Source organism: Streptomyces sp. N50, from assembly GCF_033335955.1.
Classification (GTDB): domain Bacteria; phylum Actinomycetota; class Actinomycetes; order Streptomycetales; family Streptomycetaceae; genus Streptomyces.
In genome coordinates this window covers 1,447,889-1,462,995 of record NZ_CP137549.1, presented here as the reverse complement: position 1 = coordinate 1,462,995, position 15,107 = coordinate 1,447,889, and the positions used below count along the sequence as shown (strand labels likewise).

The window sequence follows — 15,107 nt, the reverse complement described above, 5'->3', positions numbered from 1 at the left end:
CGCGCACTCGCGCACGCTGAACAAGCTCATCACCCAGTGGCCGGTCCCGCCGAACGCGGCGGGACCGGCCATTGGCCTGTTGGCCCGCAGGCACGAAGAGGGCGCCCCTGTCAGGAAGGGGCGCCCTCTCTCGTACGTAACCGGTGCCTACTGCGCGCCGGGGCGCACCAGCCCGCTCTCGTACGCGTACACCGCGGCCTGGACCCGGTCGCGCAGGCCCAGCTTGGTGAGGACGTGCCCCACATGCGTCTTGACGGTGGTCTCGCTGACGAACAGGTCGGCGGCGATCTCCGCGTTCGACAGCCCGCGCGCCACCAGCTTCAGCACCTCGACCTCGCGCTCGGTCAACGTGTGCAGAGCGTCCGGGACGGGCTCGTCACCGGACGGCAGGTGCCCGGCGTACTTGTCGAGCAGCCGCCGCGTGATGCTGGGCGCGAGCATGGCCTCACCGGCGGCCACCACACGGATCGCCTGCACCAGTTCGTTGGCCGGCGCGTCCTTGAGCAGGAAGCCGCTGGCACCGGCCCGCAACGCCTCCACGACGTACTCGTCGAGATCGAAGGTGGTCAGCACCAGCACCTTCGCCGGACCGTCCCGACCGGGACCGGTGATCTGCCGGGTCGCCTCGACTCCGTCCATCCGCGGCATACGGATGTCCATCAGCACCACATCGGGCTGCAGAGCCCGCACCTGGTCGAGCGCCTGCAGACCGTCACCGGCCTCCCCGACGACCGCGAGATCCTGCTCCGCCTCCAGAATCATCCGGAACCCGGTTCGCAGCAGCGGCTGGTCATCAACCAGTAGGACGCGGATGGCCACGTGAATCTCCTTCGCTAGCCCGGGCCCATTCTGCCCTGCGCGACGCCGGGCGACTCGACCGGCCTTGGGGGCCGTTGTCGGGTCTTGGCGAAAGCGGGTGTTGGAACGCGGTTCGCTGTGTCCGGTCGCTGTGTCCGGGCTTGTGGCGAGGGCGCCGTAGGCGACTCTCGGCGGAAGACCGGCCCGTCGCCTAGGACCCCTTTACGGAGAGACCGTCCCCAGCCTCCGGACCCGAGGCGGCTTCGGCGGAAACACCGCCCGCCGCCTCGACACCCCCGTCGGCCCTCCGCACCGGCAACGGATACGGCGGGGGAGTGCCGCCGAACTCCGGGCACACCTCCTGGTGGTCGCACCAGCCGCACAGCTTGGTCGGGCGCGGGCGCCAGTCGCCCGTCTCCGTGGCCAGCCGGATCGCCTCCCACAGGGCGAGCAACTTGCGCTCCACCCGCTCCAGGTCGGCGACGACGGGGTCGTACGTCACCACGTCCCCGCTGCCCAGATACACCAGCTGGAGCCGGCGCGGGACGACCTGCTTCAGCCGCCAGACCACCAGGGCGTAGAACTTCATCTGGAACAGCGCACCCTCGGCATACTCGGGCCGGGGTGCCTTGCCCGTCTTGTAGTCGACGATCCGCACATCGCCCGTCGGCGCCACGTCGACCCGGTCGATGATCCCGCGCAGCTTCAGCCCCGAATCCAGCTCGGCCTCGACGAACATCTCCCGCTCGGCGGGCTCCAGCCGTGTCGGATCCTCCAGGGAGAACCACCGCTCGACCAGCTGCTCCGCCTCCCCGAGCCAGCGCGCCAGCCGCTCGCCCTCCGGATCGTCGGCGAACAGCTCCACGACCTCCGGCCGGGACTCCCGCAGCCGGTCCCACTGCCCGGGGATCAGCGACTTGGCCCGCGGCGCCGTCCGCTCGGCCGCCGGCGCGTCGAAGAGCCGCTCCAGCACCGAGTGCACCAGCGTCCCCCTGGTCGCCGCCTCGCTGGGCTTCTGCGGGAGCCGGTCGATCACCCGGAACCGGTACAGCAACGGGCACTGCATGAAGTCACTGGCACGCGAGGGCGACAGCGAGGCAGGCGCTATGGCGACGCGCTCGACCACGTCCACGGTCCCCGTCTCCACCATCCCCGTCTCCACCGTCACCGCCGCGGTCGGCTCAGCCGCCGCGCCCTCGTCGCCGGCTGTCCCCGCGACGCCCTCCGCACTGGTCTCCATGCCCACAGACCTTACGGCCCGCCACTGACAGTGACCCGATCCCGGCCGACGAGCCCGCGTCGGCCGGGGAAACGCGGGGGGTGCCGGGGCGGAACGCGTCGCGACCGCCGCATACCATCGACCCGAGACCCCTCCGCCCCGGCTGGCGCGGAGGATGCTTCGAACGAGGGGACACCGTGGACGAGAGCGGCGGGAACGGGCAGCCGCGGTCCGGCACCAACGAGCCGACCGAACACGCCCCGGGTGCCACCACCCCGGCCACCGCCCCCGGCACCCCCGAACCGAAACCCGACGACTCCACCGACCAGAAGCCCGAGACCTCCATGCAGGCGCGCGGGGAGGGGAGTGCGCCGTCCGGAGAGGGCATGGACGCGAGCACGTCGTCCGCGGAGCACGGGGACACGGGTACGCCGTCCGGAGACCGCGAGGAGGCGGCCACGTCGCTCGAACACACCACGGGTGACGGCGACTTGGAGCCGGGCACCTCGTCCGGGCCTGCCGCGGAGGACCGTACGGAGCAGGGATCGGCGTCTGTCTCCGCCGCGAACGGCGCCCCCGAGACGGAGACGCCCGCAGGTTCCTCCGACCCCGCCACGCACCACCGCACGACGCCCGAGGCGACCGGCACGTCGCCCGCCCCGGCTCCCGCGCACCTGAACGGTGAGCCGAAACGTGACAGCGCGCCCACGGGCAGCGACCACGACGGCACCTCCAACCACCCCAGCCACCCGAACCTCCCCTACGCCCACACCGACCCCAACGCCCAACCCCACGCAGACCCCCGTATCGCCAAGGGACGCCCCCCACAGCGCCCCAAGGAGCCCGGTGGCGGACTGCTGATGGGGCGGCCCTTCGGTGTGCCCGTGTACGTCGCGCCCAGCTGGTTCCTCGTCGCCGCGCTCATCACCTGGGTGTTCGGCGGGCAGCTCGACCGCGTGCTGCCCGAACTCGGCGCAGCCCGCTACCTCGTGGCCCTCTTCTTCGCCGTCGCCTTCTACGGCTCGGTCCTGGTGCACGAACTCGCCCACACCGTCGCCGCGCTCCGCTTCAAACTCCCGGTCCGCCGCATCCAGTTGCAGTTCTTCGGGGGAGTCTCCGAGATCGAGAAGGAGGCCGAGACCCCCGGCAGGGAGTTCGTGCTGGCCTTCGTCGGCCCGCTGCTCTCGCTGATCCTCTCGGGCATCTTCTACCTGGCCATGCTGCCCACCGAACCCGGCACCGTCCCCGGCGTCCTGCTGGCCGGCCTGATGGTCTCCAACCTCATCGTGGCCGCCTTCAACCTCCTGCCCGGCCTGCCCCTCGACGGCGGCCGCATGCTCCGCGCCGTCGTCTGGAAGATCACCGGCAGACCCATGAGCGGCACCCTCGCCGCCGCCTGGGTCGGCCGCGCCCTCGCCGTCTCCGTGCTGATCGGCCTCCCGCTGCTCACCCAGACCGGCGCCCTCGGCACCAACACCGAGGACATCAGCGGCATGGACACCGTCACGGACGCCCTGCTCGCCGCGATCCTCGCCGCGATCATCTGGACCGGCGCGGGCAACAGCCTCCGTATGGCCCGCCTTCGCGAACACCTCCCGGAGCTCCGCGCCCGCAACCTCACCCGCCGCGCGGTCCCCGTCGAGACCACCACCCCGCTCTCCGAGGCCCTGCGCCGTGCCAACGCCGCCGGCGCCCGCGCCCTGGTCGTCGTCGACGCCGACGGCCAGCCCCTCTCCCTCGTCCGCGAGGCCGCCATCGTCGGCGTCCCCGAACACCGCCGCCCCTGGGTCACCGTCAGCGGCCTCGCCCAGGACCTCACCGACGGCATGCGCGTCTCCGCGGAACTCGCGGGGGAGGACCTCCTGGACGCCCTGCGCGCCACCCCCGCCACCGAGTACCTCGTCGTCGAGGAGACCGGCGAGATCTACGGCGTCCTGTCCGCCGCCGATGTCGAGCGGGCGTTCGTGAAGGCCATGGCACGCCCCAACTGACGCACGCGCGCGTGGTCGGCGGCCCCCGCAAACGCCGGTAGGCTGGTCACATGTCCGAACCGACCGGTGCCGCCCGCAGGCGCGGGCCCTTCAAGGTCGGGGACCAGGTTCAGCTGACCGACCCCAAGGGCCGCCACTACACGTTCACGCTCGAAGCCGGGAAGAATTTCCACACCCACAAGGGTTCCTTCCCGCACGACGAACTGATCGGTGCTCCCGAGGGCAGCGTTGTCCGCACCACCGGCAACGTCGCCTACCTCGCGCTGCGCCCCCTGCTCCCCGACTACGTCCTGTCCATGCCCCGCGGCGCCGCCGTGGTCTACCCCAAGGACGCGGGGCAGATCCTGGCCTTCGCCGACATCTTCCCCGGCGCACGCGTCGTGGAAGCGGGCGTCGGCTCCGGCTCGCTCAGCAGCTTCCTGCTGCGCGCCATCGGCGACCAGGGCATGCTGCACTCCTACGAGCGCCGCGAGGACTTCGCCGAGATCGCCCAGCAGAACGTGGAGCGCTACTTCGGCGGCCCGCACCCCGCCTGGCAGCTCACCGTCGGCGACCTCCAGGACAACCTGTCCGACCTGGACGTCGACCGTGTCATCCTCGACATGCTCGCCCCCTGGGAGTGCCTGGAGGCCGTCTCCAAGGCGCTCGTGCCCGGCGGCATCCTCTGCTGCTACGTCGCGACCACCACCCAGCTCGCGCGGACCGTCGAGTCCATCCGCGAGATCGGCTCCTTCAACGAGCCGACCGCCTGGGAGACGATGCTCCGCAACTGGCACGTCGAGGGCCTGGCCGTCCGCCCCGACCACAGGATGATCGGCCACACCGGCTTCCTCCTCACCGCCCGCCGCCTCGCGGACGGCGTCGAGCCCCCCATGCGCCGCCGCCGCCCCGCCAAGGGCGCCTACGGCGACGACTACGACGGCCCCAACGCGGCCGGTGGCGCCGCCGGCCGCTGAGCCGCACGCAAGGGCGGCCCTGTGCCGCGCTCAACGCACGAACGCCGTGGCCGAGTTCCCGGAAATCCTCCGGAACCCGGCCACGGCGTCTTTCTTCTGACGCACCGACTCCTGAAGAACCGATTGCCGCCGAACCCTCCCGTGCGACCGGGCGAACGAACTGTCGACCCCGCCGTTCCCCCGCACCGTGCCGTGTGGCAGCATGCAGGCCACCCCCACCGGCACAGCCCTCACAGGAGACACTCCTAGTGCAGCACTCCGCCGTCCCGGAACTGGAACTGGCACACACCACCACCCGCCCCATCCACTGGGTCGCCACCGCCACGGCTCTCGCCGGTGTCGTGGCCCTTTCCTCGGGCATGCAGCCCGACTCCGCGCACGCCGCCCAGGCCGCCGGCCCGCAGACCAAGTCCGCGCCCGCCGCCTCGGCCCCCGCGACCACCGGAGTCGCCTTCCCGCTCGACTGCGGCCCCGTGAAGGCCGTCGTACAGAAGAAGGCATCGGGGGACCTCGACGGTGACGGCAGGCCGGAGACGGTCGCCGTGGTGCACTGCGACGCGGGCATGGGCACCCCGCCCGACGGCGTCTACGTCCTCACCCAGGGAGCGGGCGCCGCCAAGCCGCGCGTCGTCGCCACCCTGGTCGCCCCGAAGGCCCGCGAGACCGTCACCGACTTCGCCCTACGCGACGGCGCGGTGCTCGCGACACTGCTCGGCTACTCGACGGCGGACGTGCCCAGTTGCTGCCCCGACGTCAAGGAGACCGCCAAGTGGCAGTGGCAGAACGGCTCGTTCGTCCGCTCCACTCCTGGCAACGCCCAGAACGTCTGACCGCGGGCTGAATCTCAGGCCGCGTCGGGCCCGTACACCTCGACCCGGTCCGCGACCCGGCGCACATGGATGCAGTCACCGGGGCACTCCTTGGCGGAGTCCACGACATCGACCAACAACGGCAGCGGTACGCGCGTGGTGGCGCCCTTGTCCTGCAGCAGCTCGTCATCCGGGCTCTTCACATAGGCCAGGCCGTCGATGTCCAGCTCGAAGACCTCGGGGGCGTACTGGACGCAGATCCCGTCGCCGGTACAGAGGTCCTGGTCGATCCAGACCTCCAGCGCCTCGCCGTCGGCCGCGGCCTCGTCCTGCACGGTGATGTCTCCTGTTTCCGCCGGGTGTTGGACATCGTCGACCCTACCTCCGCCCGCCCGAACGACCTTTCTCCGCGATCTCAGGTTTTACGCCCCCGCATGACGGACACTGTCCGCATGGACACTCTCAGTCAGGGGCGCCTTGGCCGGTTTCCGTCGGGTGAAGAACCCGCCCGCACGGCAACTCACGTCCACCGTGAAGGGTTTTGACCAACCCGGCCTTGGAACAGTCCGCTTCTGAATCACGTTGAGTGGGTATCCACACGGCGTGAGGGAGAGCGCAGGGTGACCGACGACACACCTTGACAGTCTTTGTGATCTAGGGGTTTCAATCGACACCCACCCAGGTAGGGTCTGGAAGCGTCCAGCTCCCCTTGGAGGAGGTGAGGACCGTGGCAGCCCACGACGACGACATGAACCGCGGCATCCGCCCGGGACGAGGGTCCGACGACCCGTCCGGGCAGATTGCCTACCTTGAGCAGGAGATCGCCGTCCTGCGACGTAAGCTCGCCGACTCTCCGCGACACACGAGGATTCTCGAAGAGCGGATCGTCGAGCTGCAGACCAATCTGGCCGGGGTGTCCGCCCAGAACGAGCGACTCGCCAACACGCTCCGTGAGGCCCGCGACCAGATCGTGGCCCTCAAGGAAGAAGTCGACCGGCTCGCACAGCCGCCGGCCGGCTTCGGTGTCTTCCTCGTGGCCAACGAGGACGGCACAGCGGACATCTTCACCGGCGGTCGCAAACTGCGGGTGAACGTCAGCCCAAGCGTGGAACTCGAAGAGCTCCGCCGCGGCCAGGAAGTAATGCTCAACGAAGCGCTCAACGTGGTCGAGGCCATGGAGTACGAGCGCGTCGGCGACATCGTCACCCTCAAGGAGATCCTCGAGGACGGCGAACGCGCCCTCGTGGTGGGGCACACCGACGAGGAGCGGGTGGTGCGGCTCGCCGAGCCGCTGCTGGACATCACCATCCGCCCCGGCGACGCCCTGCTGCTCGAACCCCGTTCCGGCTACGTCTACGAGATCGTCCCGAAGAGCGAGGTCGAGGAACTCGTCCTCGAAGAGGTCCCCGACATCGGCTACGAGCAGATCGGCGGTCTGGGCGGCCAGATCGAGATGATCCGCGACGCGGTCGAACTGCCGTACCTCTACCCCGACCTCTTCAAGGAGCACGAACTGCGGCCGCCCAAGGGCGTCCTGCTGTACGGGCCCCCGGGATGCGGCAAGACGCTCATCGCCAAGGCCGTCGCCAACTCGCTGGCCAAAAAGGTCGCCGAGGTCACCGGCCAGGCCACCGGCAAGAGCTTCTTCCTCAACATCAAGGGCCCCGAGCTCCTCAACAAGTACGTCGGTGAGACCGAGCGGCAGATCCGCCTGGTCTTCCAGCGCGCTCGTGAGAAGGCCAGCGAGGGCACCCCCGTCATCGTCTTCTTCGACGAGATGGAGTCCCTCTTCCGCACCCGTGGTTCCGGTGTCAGCTCGGACGTGGAGAACACCATCGTCCCCCAGCTGCTCGCCGAGATCGACGGCGTGGAAGGCCTGCAGAACGTGGTCGTCATCGGCGCCTCGAACCGCGAGGACATGATCGACCCCGCCATCCTGCGCCCCGGCCGCCTGGACGTGAAGATCAAGATCGAGCGTCCCGACGCCGAGGCCGCCAAGGACATCTTCGCCAAGTACCTCACCGAACGCCTCCCGCTCCACCCCGACGACGTCGGAGAGCACAGCGGCGACAAGACCACCACCGTCCAGAGCATGATCCAGACGGCCGTGGAGCACATGTACACGGAATCCGAGGAGAACCGCTTCCTGGAGGTCACCTACGCCAACGGTGACAAGGAAGTCCTCTACTTCAAGGACTTCAACTCCGGCGCCATGATCGAGAACATCGTGGGCCGGGCCAAGAAGATGGCCATCAAGGACTTCCTCGACCACAAGCAGAAGGGCATCCGCGTCTCGCACCTCCTCCAGGCGTGCGTGGACGAGTTCAAGGAGAACGAGGACCTGCCCAACACCACCAACCCGGACGACTGGGCCCGGATCTCCGGAAAGAAGGGCGAGCGGATCGTGTACATCCGTACGCTCATCACCGGCAAGCAGGGCGCCGACACCGGACGCTCCATCGACACGGTGGCGAACACCGGTCAGTACCTGTAGAAAGCAGGGCGGCTGCGGGTGCCCTAAGCGGGTACCCGCAGCCGACTGTTTTTCAGGCCATGACCGAACAAGGGGCGCGCGAGGCAATGACGCAAATGATCTCCCCACCAGCGCAAAGCCGTTCTAGGCTCTTCGGTACCGCCGAGTCGCGCAGTGCGGGGACGGGCACCGCACACGCACCGGAGCGCCAGCGGTACTTGAGCAGCGTCCCCGACCGAGGGCGCCGCCGGGCAAGGAGGGCCGCATGACCGTACGGCGAGTAATGGGCATCGAGACGGAGTACGGGATCTCCGTCCCCGGCCACCCCAACGCCAATGCCATGCTCACCTCGTCCCAGATCGTCAACGCCTACGCGGCGGCGATGCACCGGGCCCGGCGGGCCCGCTGGGACTTCGAGGAGGAGAATCCGCTGCGGGACGCGCGAGGCTTCGACCTCGCCCGGGAGGCCGCCGACTCCAGCCAGCTCACCGACGAGGACATCGGCCTCGCCAATGTCATCCTCACCAACGGCGCACGGCTCTACGTCGACCACGCACACCCGGAGTACAGCTCCCCGGAAGTCACCAACCCCATGGACGCCGTCCTGTGGGACAAGGCCGGCGAGCGCATCATGGCGGAAGCGGCGGAGCGAGCCGCCCAACTCCCGGGCGCCCAGCCGATCCACCTCTACAAGAACAACACCGACAACAAGGGCGCCTCGTACGGCACGCACGAGAACTACCTGATGAAGCGGGAGACCCCCTTCTCGGACATCGTGCGCCACCTGACGCCCTTCTTCGTCTCCCGACAGGTCGTCACCGGAGCGGGCCGCGTCGGCATCGGCCAGGACGGGCACGAGCACGGCTTCCAGCTCAGCCAGCGCGCCGACTACTTCGAGGTCGAGGTCGGCCTGGAGACCACCCTCAAGCGCCCGATCATCAACACCCGCGACGAACCGCACGCGGACGCCGAGAAGTACCGCCGCCTGCACGTGATCATCGGCGACGCGAACCTCTCCGAGATCTCGACCTACCTCAAACTGGGCACGACAGCGCTGGTCCTCTCCATGATCGAGGACGGCTTCATCGCCGTCGACCTGGCCGTGGACCAGCCCGTCCGCACCCTCCACCAGGTCTCCCACGACCCGACCCTCAAGCGCCTGGTCACCCTCCGCAGCGGCCGGACCCTCACCGCGGTCCAGCTCCAGATGGAGTACTTCGAGCTCTCCCGCAAATACGTCGAGGAGCGCTACGGCTCCGACGCGGACGACCAGACCAAGGACGTCCTGGCCCGCTGGGAGGACACGCTCAACCGCCTGGAGAACGACCCGATGAGCCTGGCCGGCGAACTGGACTGGGTCGCCAAGCGGGAGCTCATGGAGGGCTACCGACGCCGCGACGGCCTGGACTGGGACGCGGCCCGCCTTCAGCTCGTCGACCTCCAGTACGCGGACGTACGGGCCGAGAAGGGTCTCTACAACCGCCTGGTGGCCCGCGGGCGCATCAAGCGCCTGCTGGACGAGGACACGGTCGAGCGGGCGCGTACGACGCCTCCGGAGGACACGCGCGCGTACTTCCGCGGACGCTGTCTGGAGCAGTACGCCGACGACGTCGCGGCGGCCTCCTGGGACTCCGTGATCTTCGACCTCCCGGGCCGGGACTCGCTCCAGCGGGTCCCAACCCTCGAACCGCTTCGCGGAACGCGTAATCACGTCAAGGAGCTCCTTGACCGCTGCCGAACCGCGGAAGACCTGGTCAGGGTCCTGTCGGGCGGCTGACAGGACCCTCGGATCCGGGGCGCCGGACAGGGTGGAATGTCCGGTGGCCGGGAATCATCGAGGTGGCCGCCGTACGTTGTAGGAACTGCGGGGCCGATGTCAGTCCCTGCAAGTAGGGTCTGATCAAGAACGTCGAACCGAGCGGGGTGAGGGTTATGGCGACCAAGGACACCGGCGGCGGACAGCAGAAGGCGACGCGCTCCACGGAGGAGGTCGAAGAGCAGGTCGAAGAAGCACAGGCGACCGACGACCTCAAGGAGCGCCACGAGAAGCTGAGCGACGATGTCGACTCGGTTCTGGATGAGATCGACGACGTACTCGAAGAGAACGCCGAGGACTTCGTTCGGTCATTTGTGCAAAAGGGCGGGCAATAACGGGCATGTCGGACCCGCTTGAATTGAAGCGGTGTACGGGATGCGGGCGAGGGCTGCCGCTCGGTTCGTTCGCCGCCGATAGGAATCGGCGTGACGGACTGCAGGTGCGTTGTCGGGAGTGCGTGGCGGAATATTCTGCCGCGTACTACCGACAACGCAGGGAAGCGCTCGGCAGGACTGTGCGCGAGAAGGTGGATGTCCCCGCAGGGCACAAGCTGTGCCGAGCCTGCGGGGAAGTGAAGCCGCACAGTGAGTGGCACCGAAACTCGTCGGCATCGGACGGCTTGTCCACCCGGTGCAAGGCTTGTAGGGCCATCAAGGGACGCGAGGATCATTTGAAGCGTCAGTACGGCCTCACCGAAGCCGAGCGTGACGCGATGGTCGCCTCTCAAATGGGGCTCTGCGTGATCTGTTTGAAAGCTCCTGCGGTTCATGTGGATCACTGCCACGAGACGGGTAGGGTCCGTGGCGTACTGTGCTTCAACTGCAATTCGGCCATCGGCAAGTTGGGAGATGATCCCGACGCTGTTCGTCGGGCTGCCGCCTACTTGGAAGGATCCTCGTGGAAGCCAACACTCGTAGCCCCGGGCGTCTACCAGCTGCCTTCCTGACGCCTGGGTCGTCGTCCTTCATGGACTTCCTCTCCGACCATCAGCCGGAGATGCTCCCGGGCAACCGGCAACTGCCGCCCATGCAGGGCGTCATCGAGGCACCGCACGGCACGACGATCGTCGCCGTGACGTTCCCCGGTGGCGTGGTGCTCGCCGGTGACCGGCGGGCCACCATGGGCAATGTCATCGCGCAGCGGGACATCGAGAAGGTGTTCCCCGCGGACGAGTACTCGGCCGTCGGCATCGCCGGCACCGCCGGACTCGCCGTCGAGATGGTCAAGCTCTTCCAGCTGGAGCTGGAGCACTTCGAGAAGGTCGAAGGCGCCCAACTCTCCCTGGAGGGCAAGGCGAACCGACTGTCCACCATGATCCGTTCCAACCTCGGCATGGCCATGCAGGGCCTCGCCGTGGTCCCGCTCTTCGCCGGTTTCGACGTGGACCGCGGCATCGGCCGCATCTTCTCCTACGACGTGACGGGCGGCCGCTCCCAGGAGCTCGGTTACGCGGCCACCGGCTCCGGTTCGGTCTTCGCTCGCGGCGCCATGAAGAAGCTCTTCCATGACCAGCTGACCGAGGCCGAGGCCACGACCCTCGTGGTCCAGGCGCTCTACGACGCGGCCGACGACGACTCGGCGACCGGTGGTCCCGATGTCGCCCGCCGGATCTACCCGATCGTCACCGTGATCACCGAGGACGGCTTCCGCCGGCTCACCGACGACGAGTCCTCCGAGATCGCCCGCTCGATCCTGGAGCGGCGACTGCAGCAGCCCGACGGCCCGCGCGCCGCGCTGCTCTGACCGAGGGCACGTTCTTATCAAGGTGATCCACTGACATCGACGGAACTTTAAAGAGAGGGGCGGATACCGGTGTCGACGCCGTTCTATGTCTCACCTCAGCAGGCCATGGCCGACCGGGCGGAGTACGCCCGCAAGGGCATCGCCCGTGGCCGCAGCCTGGTCGTGCTGCAGTTCGCCGACGGCATTGTCTTCGTCGGCGAGAACCCGTCCCGCGCGCTGCACAAGTTCAGCGAGATCTACGACCGGATCGGGTTCGCGGCCGCCGGAAAATACAACGAGTACGAGAACCTGCGGATCGGCGGCGTCAGGTACGCCGACATGCGCGGTTACACCTACGACCGTGCGGATGTGACCGCCCGCGGTCTTGCCAACGTCTACGCCCAGACGCTCGGCACGATCTTCTCCAGTGCGGCCGAGAAGCCGTACGAGGTGGAGCTGGTCGTCGCGGAGGTCGGGGACACTCCGGACGGCGATCAGATCTACCGGCTGCCGCACGACGGTTCGATCGTGGACGAGCACGGCTCGGTCGCGGTCGGTGGCAACGCCGAGACGATCAGCACCTATCTGGACCAGCGCCACCGTGACGGCATGACGCTCGCCGAGGCGCTCAAGCTGGCCGTGCAGTCCCTGTCCCGTGACACGAACGGCAGTGAGCGGGAGATCCCCGCCGAGCGCCTGGAGGTCGCGGTCCTGGACCGTACGCGTCCGCAGGCCCGCAAGTTCAAGCGCATCGTCGGCCGTCAGCTGTCCCGCCTGCTGGAGGGCGAGAACGCGGACACGTCGTCGGAGGAGTCCGACAGCGACGACGAGGAGTGAGTCGACCTTCGCTTAGCCTTTCGTGCGCCCCGGCCGGTCATCGGCCGGGGCGCACGGCGTTGTGGGGGCCGCAGAGGCCTCAGGGGGCGCCTGGTGGCGCCGTGGAGCCTCGGACGACCAGTTCCACCGGGATGTCCCCCTCCTCCGGTACGCGGCCGTCCAGGACGGCCAGGAGGGCGCGCATGCCGTGTTCGCCGAAGAGTTCGGCGTCGAGGCGGACCGTGGTCAGTTCCGGGTCGATGGCGGTGGCCAGGGCGAGGTCGTCGAGGCCGGTGATCGAGAGGTCGTCGGGGATGCGCAGGCCCAGGCGGCGGGCGGCCTTGTAGGCGCCGGCGGCGAGTTTGTCGTCGTCGCAGACCAGGGCGGTCACTCGCGATCCCGGGGCCGCGAGCGCGGCCTCGGCCGCCGCCAGGGCGCCCTCGATGGAGATGGGGGCGCGGGTCGTCCGTACCGAAGTGCCTGTCACGGAGCCGACGCGTGCGGCCAGTTCACGCGCGCGTACCTCGAAGGTCCAGGACGGTACGTCGGCGGCGAGGTGCAGGAAGTGGCGGTGGCCCAGGGTCAGCAGGTGGTCGGCGACCTGGCGGATGCCGTCGGCGATGTCGAGGTTGACGGTGGCGGCACCGAGGCTGCCCTCGGGGTCGCTGTCGAGCATGACCAAGGGGAGCTGGTCGCCGCGGATCGTGGTGAGGGCGTCGGCGGCCATGGAGGAGGCGATCACGCCGTCCAGGGCGGCCTGGGCGGAGGCGAAGGGGTCGCGGGCGGGGCCGATGCCCTCGGGCGAGGGGTAGAGGACGACGCCGAAGCCGTGTTCGGCGGCGACGCGGGCGGCGCCCGTGTAGACGCCTGCGAAGAACTCCGTCGTCAGCACCGGGACCACGAGGAGGACCGTGCGGGTGCGGCCGAGGCGGAGGTTGCGGGCGGCGAGGTTGGGGCGGTAACCCAGGTCGCGGGCGGCCTCGCGGACGCGTTCGGCGGTCGTGGCGGAGACCCGGCCGCGCCACTTGTCGCCGAGCACCAGGGAGACCGCGGCCTGGGAGACGCCGGCGGCCTGCGCGACGTCGCGGCTCGTGGGGCGGGTGCTGGCTGGTGCCACGGTCGGCCTGCTCCTTGGTGAGGATCCGTAGGGACTCCGTATGGACGCGTGAACAGCGCACATGGTACGTATGACAGACGACGTTATACGTAAAACCTCATGCGTGACGGTGAGGGGGAGGGCGGTTCGAGGCCGTGGGATATCTGGAGATCCTCAGGGCGAGGCACGCCACCCGGCTGCTGGTGGGCACGCTGGTGGGCCGGTTGCCGAACGCCACCGCCGCGATCGCGATCGTGCTGTTCATCCGCGCGGAGGGCGGCACCTACAGCCTCGCGGGCGCTCTGGCGGCCGTGTACGGCATCGCCAACGCGGTCGGACAGCCCCTCCTGGGGCGCCTGGTGGACGTCCACGGACAGCCGCGCGTGCAGTTGCCCGCCGCGGTCCTGTCGGCGCTCGCGATGACCGTCTTCGCCTTCGGGGGCACCGATCCGCTGCCCCTCGCCTACATAGCTGTCGCCGCCGCCGGTCTCTTCGCGCCGCCCCTGGAGGGCGGTCTCCGGGCGCTGTGGCCCGCCGTGCTGCGGCGCGAGGAGCAGGTGCACACGGCGTACGCCATGGACGCGGTCGCCCAGGAAGTCATGTTCACCGTGGGGCCGTTGCTCGTGACCGTGTTCGTGTCGCTGTGGTCCGCCCCCGTGGCGCTGCTCGTGCTGAACGTCATCGGGGTGCTGGGCGCCCTCTCCGTAGTCGTGTCGCCCCCCTCGCGCGCGTGGCGTTCGGCTCCGCGCGAGGCGCACTGGCTGGGCGCCCTGCGCTCGCCGGGACTCCTGGCGCTGCTCGGCGCCTTCCTGTTCGTCGGGATGGCGCTCGGCTCGATCACCGTCGCGTCGGTGTCGTACGCCGACGGGCACGGCGGTGACGTCGTGTACGGCTGGCTGATGGCGGCGATCGGGCTGGGCGCGCTCCTCGGTGGGACCGTCTACGGGGCCCGGCAGTGGACCGGGGTGCCGGAGCGGCGACTGCGGGTCCTGGTGGGGCTGCTGGCGGTGTGTTACCTGCCGTTGATGCTCATGCCGGGCGCGGTCGCCATGGTGCTGCTCACCGTGCTCGCCGGGGTGTTCCTCGCGCCCGCCCTCGCCTGCGCCTTCATCATCGTCGACCGGCACGCGCCCAAGGGCACGGTCACCGAGGCTTTCTCGTGGCTTGTGACGACGTTCACCGTGGGGGCGTCGGTCGGAACGGGCGTCGCGGGGCCGGTCGTACAGGCCGGTGGCGCGCTGTGGGGGTTCGCCGTGCCGGGGGTCGCCGGGGCGGTGTCGTTGCTGGTCCTGCTGGCCACCGGACGGGTCCTCGCAGCTCCCGGCGGGGGTGCGGTGGTTGCGGCTTCATCGGAAAATGATCCAAACCGAGCGGTCGAACCCCGTTTCAGCACAGGGGATCGGGCGTAATG

14 protein-coding genes are annotated in these 15,107 nt (G+C 69.4%); 10 read left to right on the top strand and 4 right to left on the bottom strand.

The features are described 5' to 3' along the window. Window positions 1–147: 147 nt before the first annotated feature. Complete coding sequence (locus R2B38_RS06165) at window positions 148–819, bottom strand: response regulator (protein WP_019066105.1); 672 nt, start codon at window positions 817–819, stop codon at window positions 148–150. A 190-nt stretch (window positions 820–1,009) separates the two neighbouring features. Then, window positions 1,010–1,948 carry a RecB family exonuclease gene (locus tag R2B38_RS06160; protein ID WP_411978560.1) on the bottom strand — a complete coding sequence of 313 codons (939 nt, stop codon included), beginning with the start codon at window positions 1,946–1,948 and terminating at the stop codon, window positions 1,010–1,012. Between the two features lie 266 nt (window positions 1,949–2,214). Between R2B38_RS06160 and R2B38_RS06155 the strand changes: the two genes are divergently transcribed. The 3 genes from R2B38_RS06155 to R2B38_RS06145 all read left to right on the top strand — a co-directional run bounded on the left by R2B38_RS06155 (window position 2,215) and on the right by R2B38_RS06145 (window position 5,794). Continuing rightward, window positions 2,215–4,008: a site-2 protease family protein gene (locus R2B38_RS06155; RefSeq protein ID WP_318015307.1), complete on the top strand. Its 1,794-nt coding sequence runs from the start codon at window positions 2,215–2,217 to the stop codon at window positions 4,006–4,008. Window positions 4,009–4,058: 50 nt separating this feature from the next. Then, a complete protein-coding gene (locus R2B38_RS06150; protein ID WP_033283726.1) occupies window positions 4,059–4,964 on the top strand; it encodes a tRNA (adenine-N1)-methyltransferase in 906 nt (301 codons plus the stop codon). 248 nt (window positions 4,965–5,212) lie between these two features. Further along, entirely contained in the window at window positions 5,213–5,794 is a 582-nt protein-coding gene (locus R2B38_RS06145; RefSeq protein WP_318015306.1) for a hypothetical protein, read from the top strand. A 14-nt stretch (window positions 5,795–5,808) separates the two neighbouring features. Here the strand turns inward: R2B38_RS06145 and R2B38_RS06140 are convergent, their stop codons facing one another. Next, window positions 5,809–6,114 (bottom strand): ferredoxin, encoded by a 306-nt coding sequence (locus tag R2B38_RS06140; protein WP_033283728.1) that lies wholly within the window; start codon window positions 6,112–6,114, stop codon window positions 5,809–5,811. Between the two features lie 386 nt (window positions 6,115–6,500). On the opposite strand from R2B38_RS06140, the gene arc reads away from it, so the two are divergent. The 6 genes from arc (at window position 6,501) to prcA (ending at window position 12,621) form a co-directional block, all read left to right on the top strand. Then, window positions 6,501–8,267 (top strand): proteasome ATPase, encoded by a 1,767-nt coding sequence (gene arc, locus R2B38_RS06135; RefSeq protein ID WP_033283729.1) that lies wholly within the window; start codon window positions 6,501–6,503, stop codon window positions 8,265–8,267. Window positions 8,268–8,511: 244 nt separating this feature from the next. Further along, complete coding sequence (gene dop / locus R2B38_RS06130; RefSeq protein ID WP_174447560.1) at window positions 8,512–10,023, top strand: depupylase/deamidase Dop; 1,512 nt, start codon at window positions 8,512–8,514, stop codon at window positions 10,021–10,023. Window positions 10,024–10,178: 155 nt separating this feature from the next. Next, window positions 10,179–10,397, top strand: coding sequence for a ubiquitin-like protein Pup (locus R2B38_RS06125; RefSeq protein WP_033283731.1), 219 nt, complete (start codon window positions 10,179–10,181; stop codon window positions 10,395–10,397). A 5-nt stretch (window positions 10,398–10,402) separates the two neighbouring features. Beyond that, window positions 10,403–11,008, top strand: a complete 606-nt coding sequence (locus R2B38_RS06120; protein WP_318015305.1) for an endonuclease VII domain-containing protein — start codon at window positions 10,403–10,405, stop codon at window positions 11,006–11,008. After that, window positions 10,960–11,805 carry a proteasome subunit beta gene (gene prcB, locus R2B38_RS06115; RefSeq protein WP_318015304.1) on the top strand — a complete coding sequence of 282 codons (846 nt, stop codon included), beginning with the start codon at window positions 10,960–10,962 and terminating at the stop codon, window positions 11,803–11,805. The genes R2B38_RS06120 and prcB overlap by 49 nt, the downstream gene beginning before the upstream one ends. A 69-nt stretch (window positions 11,806–11,874) precedes the next feature. Continuing rightward, complete coding sequence (gene prcA, locus R2B38_RS06110) at window positions 11,875–12,621, top strand: proteasome subunit alpha (protein ID WP_318015303.1); 747 nt, start codon at window positions 11,875–11,877, stop codon at window positions 12,619–12,621. Window positions 12,622–12,700: 79 nt separating this feature from the next. Here prcA and R2B38_RS06105 read toward each other — a convergent pair whose 3' ends face one another. Continuing rightward, window positions 12,701–13,717, bottom strand: a complete 1,017-nt coding sequence (locus tag R2B38_RS06105) for a LacI family DNA-binding transcriptional regulator (protein WP_318015302.1) — start codon at window positions 13,715–13,717, stop codon at window positions 12,701–12,703. Window positions 13,718–13,851: 134 nt separating this feature from the next. Between R2B38_RS06105 and R2B38_RS06100 the strand changes: the two genes are divergently transcribed. After that, entirely contained in the window at window positions 13,852–15,105 is a 1,254-nt protein-coding gene (locus tag R2B38_RS06100) for an MFS transporter (RefSeq protein ID WP_318015301.1), read from the top strand. Window positions 15,106–15,107: the final 2 nt, after the last annotated feature.

Bases quoted from the DNA above. Each gene is read 5' to 3' on its own strand.
- R2B38_RS06160 (WP_411978560.1), bottom strand. From the start codon at position 1,948: ATGGTGGAGACGGGGACCGTGGACGTGGTCGAGCGCGTCGCCATAGCG.
- R2B38_RS06150 (WP_033283726.1), top strand. From the start codon at position 4,059: ATGTCCGAACCGACCGGTGCCGCCCGCAGGCGCGGGCCCTTCAAGGTC.
- dop (WP_174447560.1), top strand. From the start codon at position 8,512: ATGACCGTACGGCGAGTAATGGGCATCGAGACGGAGTACGGGATCTCC.
- R2B38_RS06125 (WP_033283731.1), top strand. From the start codon at position 10,179: ATGGCGACCAAGGACACCGGCGGCGGACAGCAGAAGGCGACGCGCTCC.
- R2B38_RS06120 (WP_318015305.1), top strand. From the start codon at position 10,403: ATGTCGGACCCGCTTGAATTGAAGCGGTGTACGGGATGCGGGCGAGGG.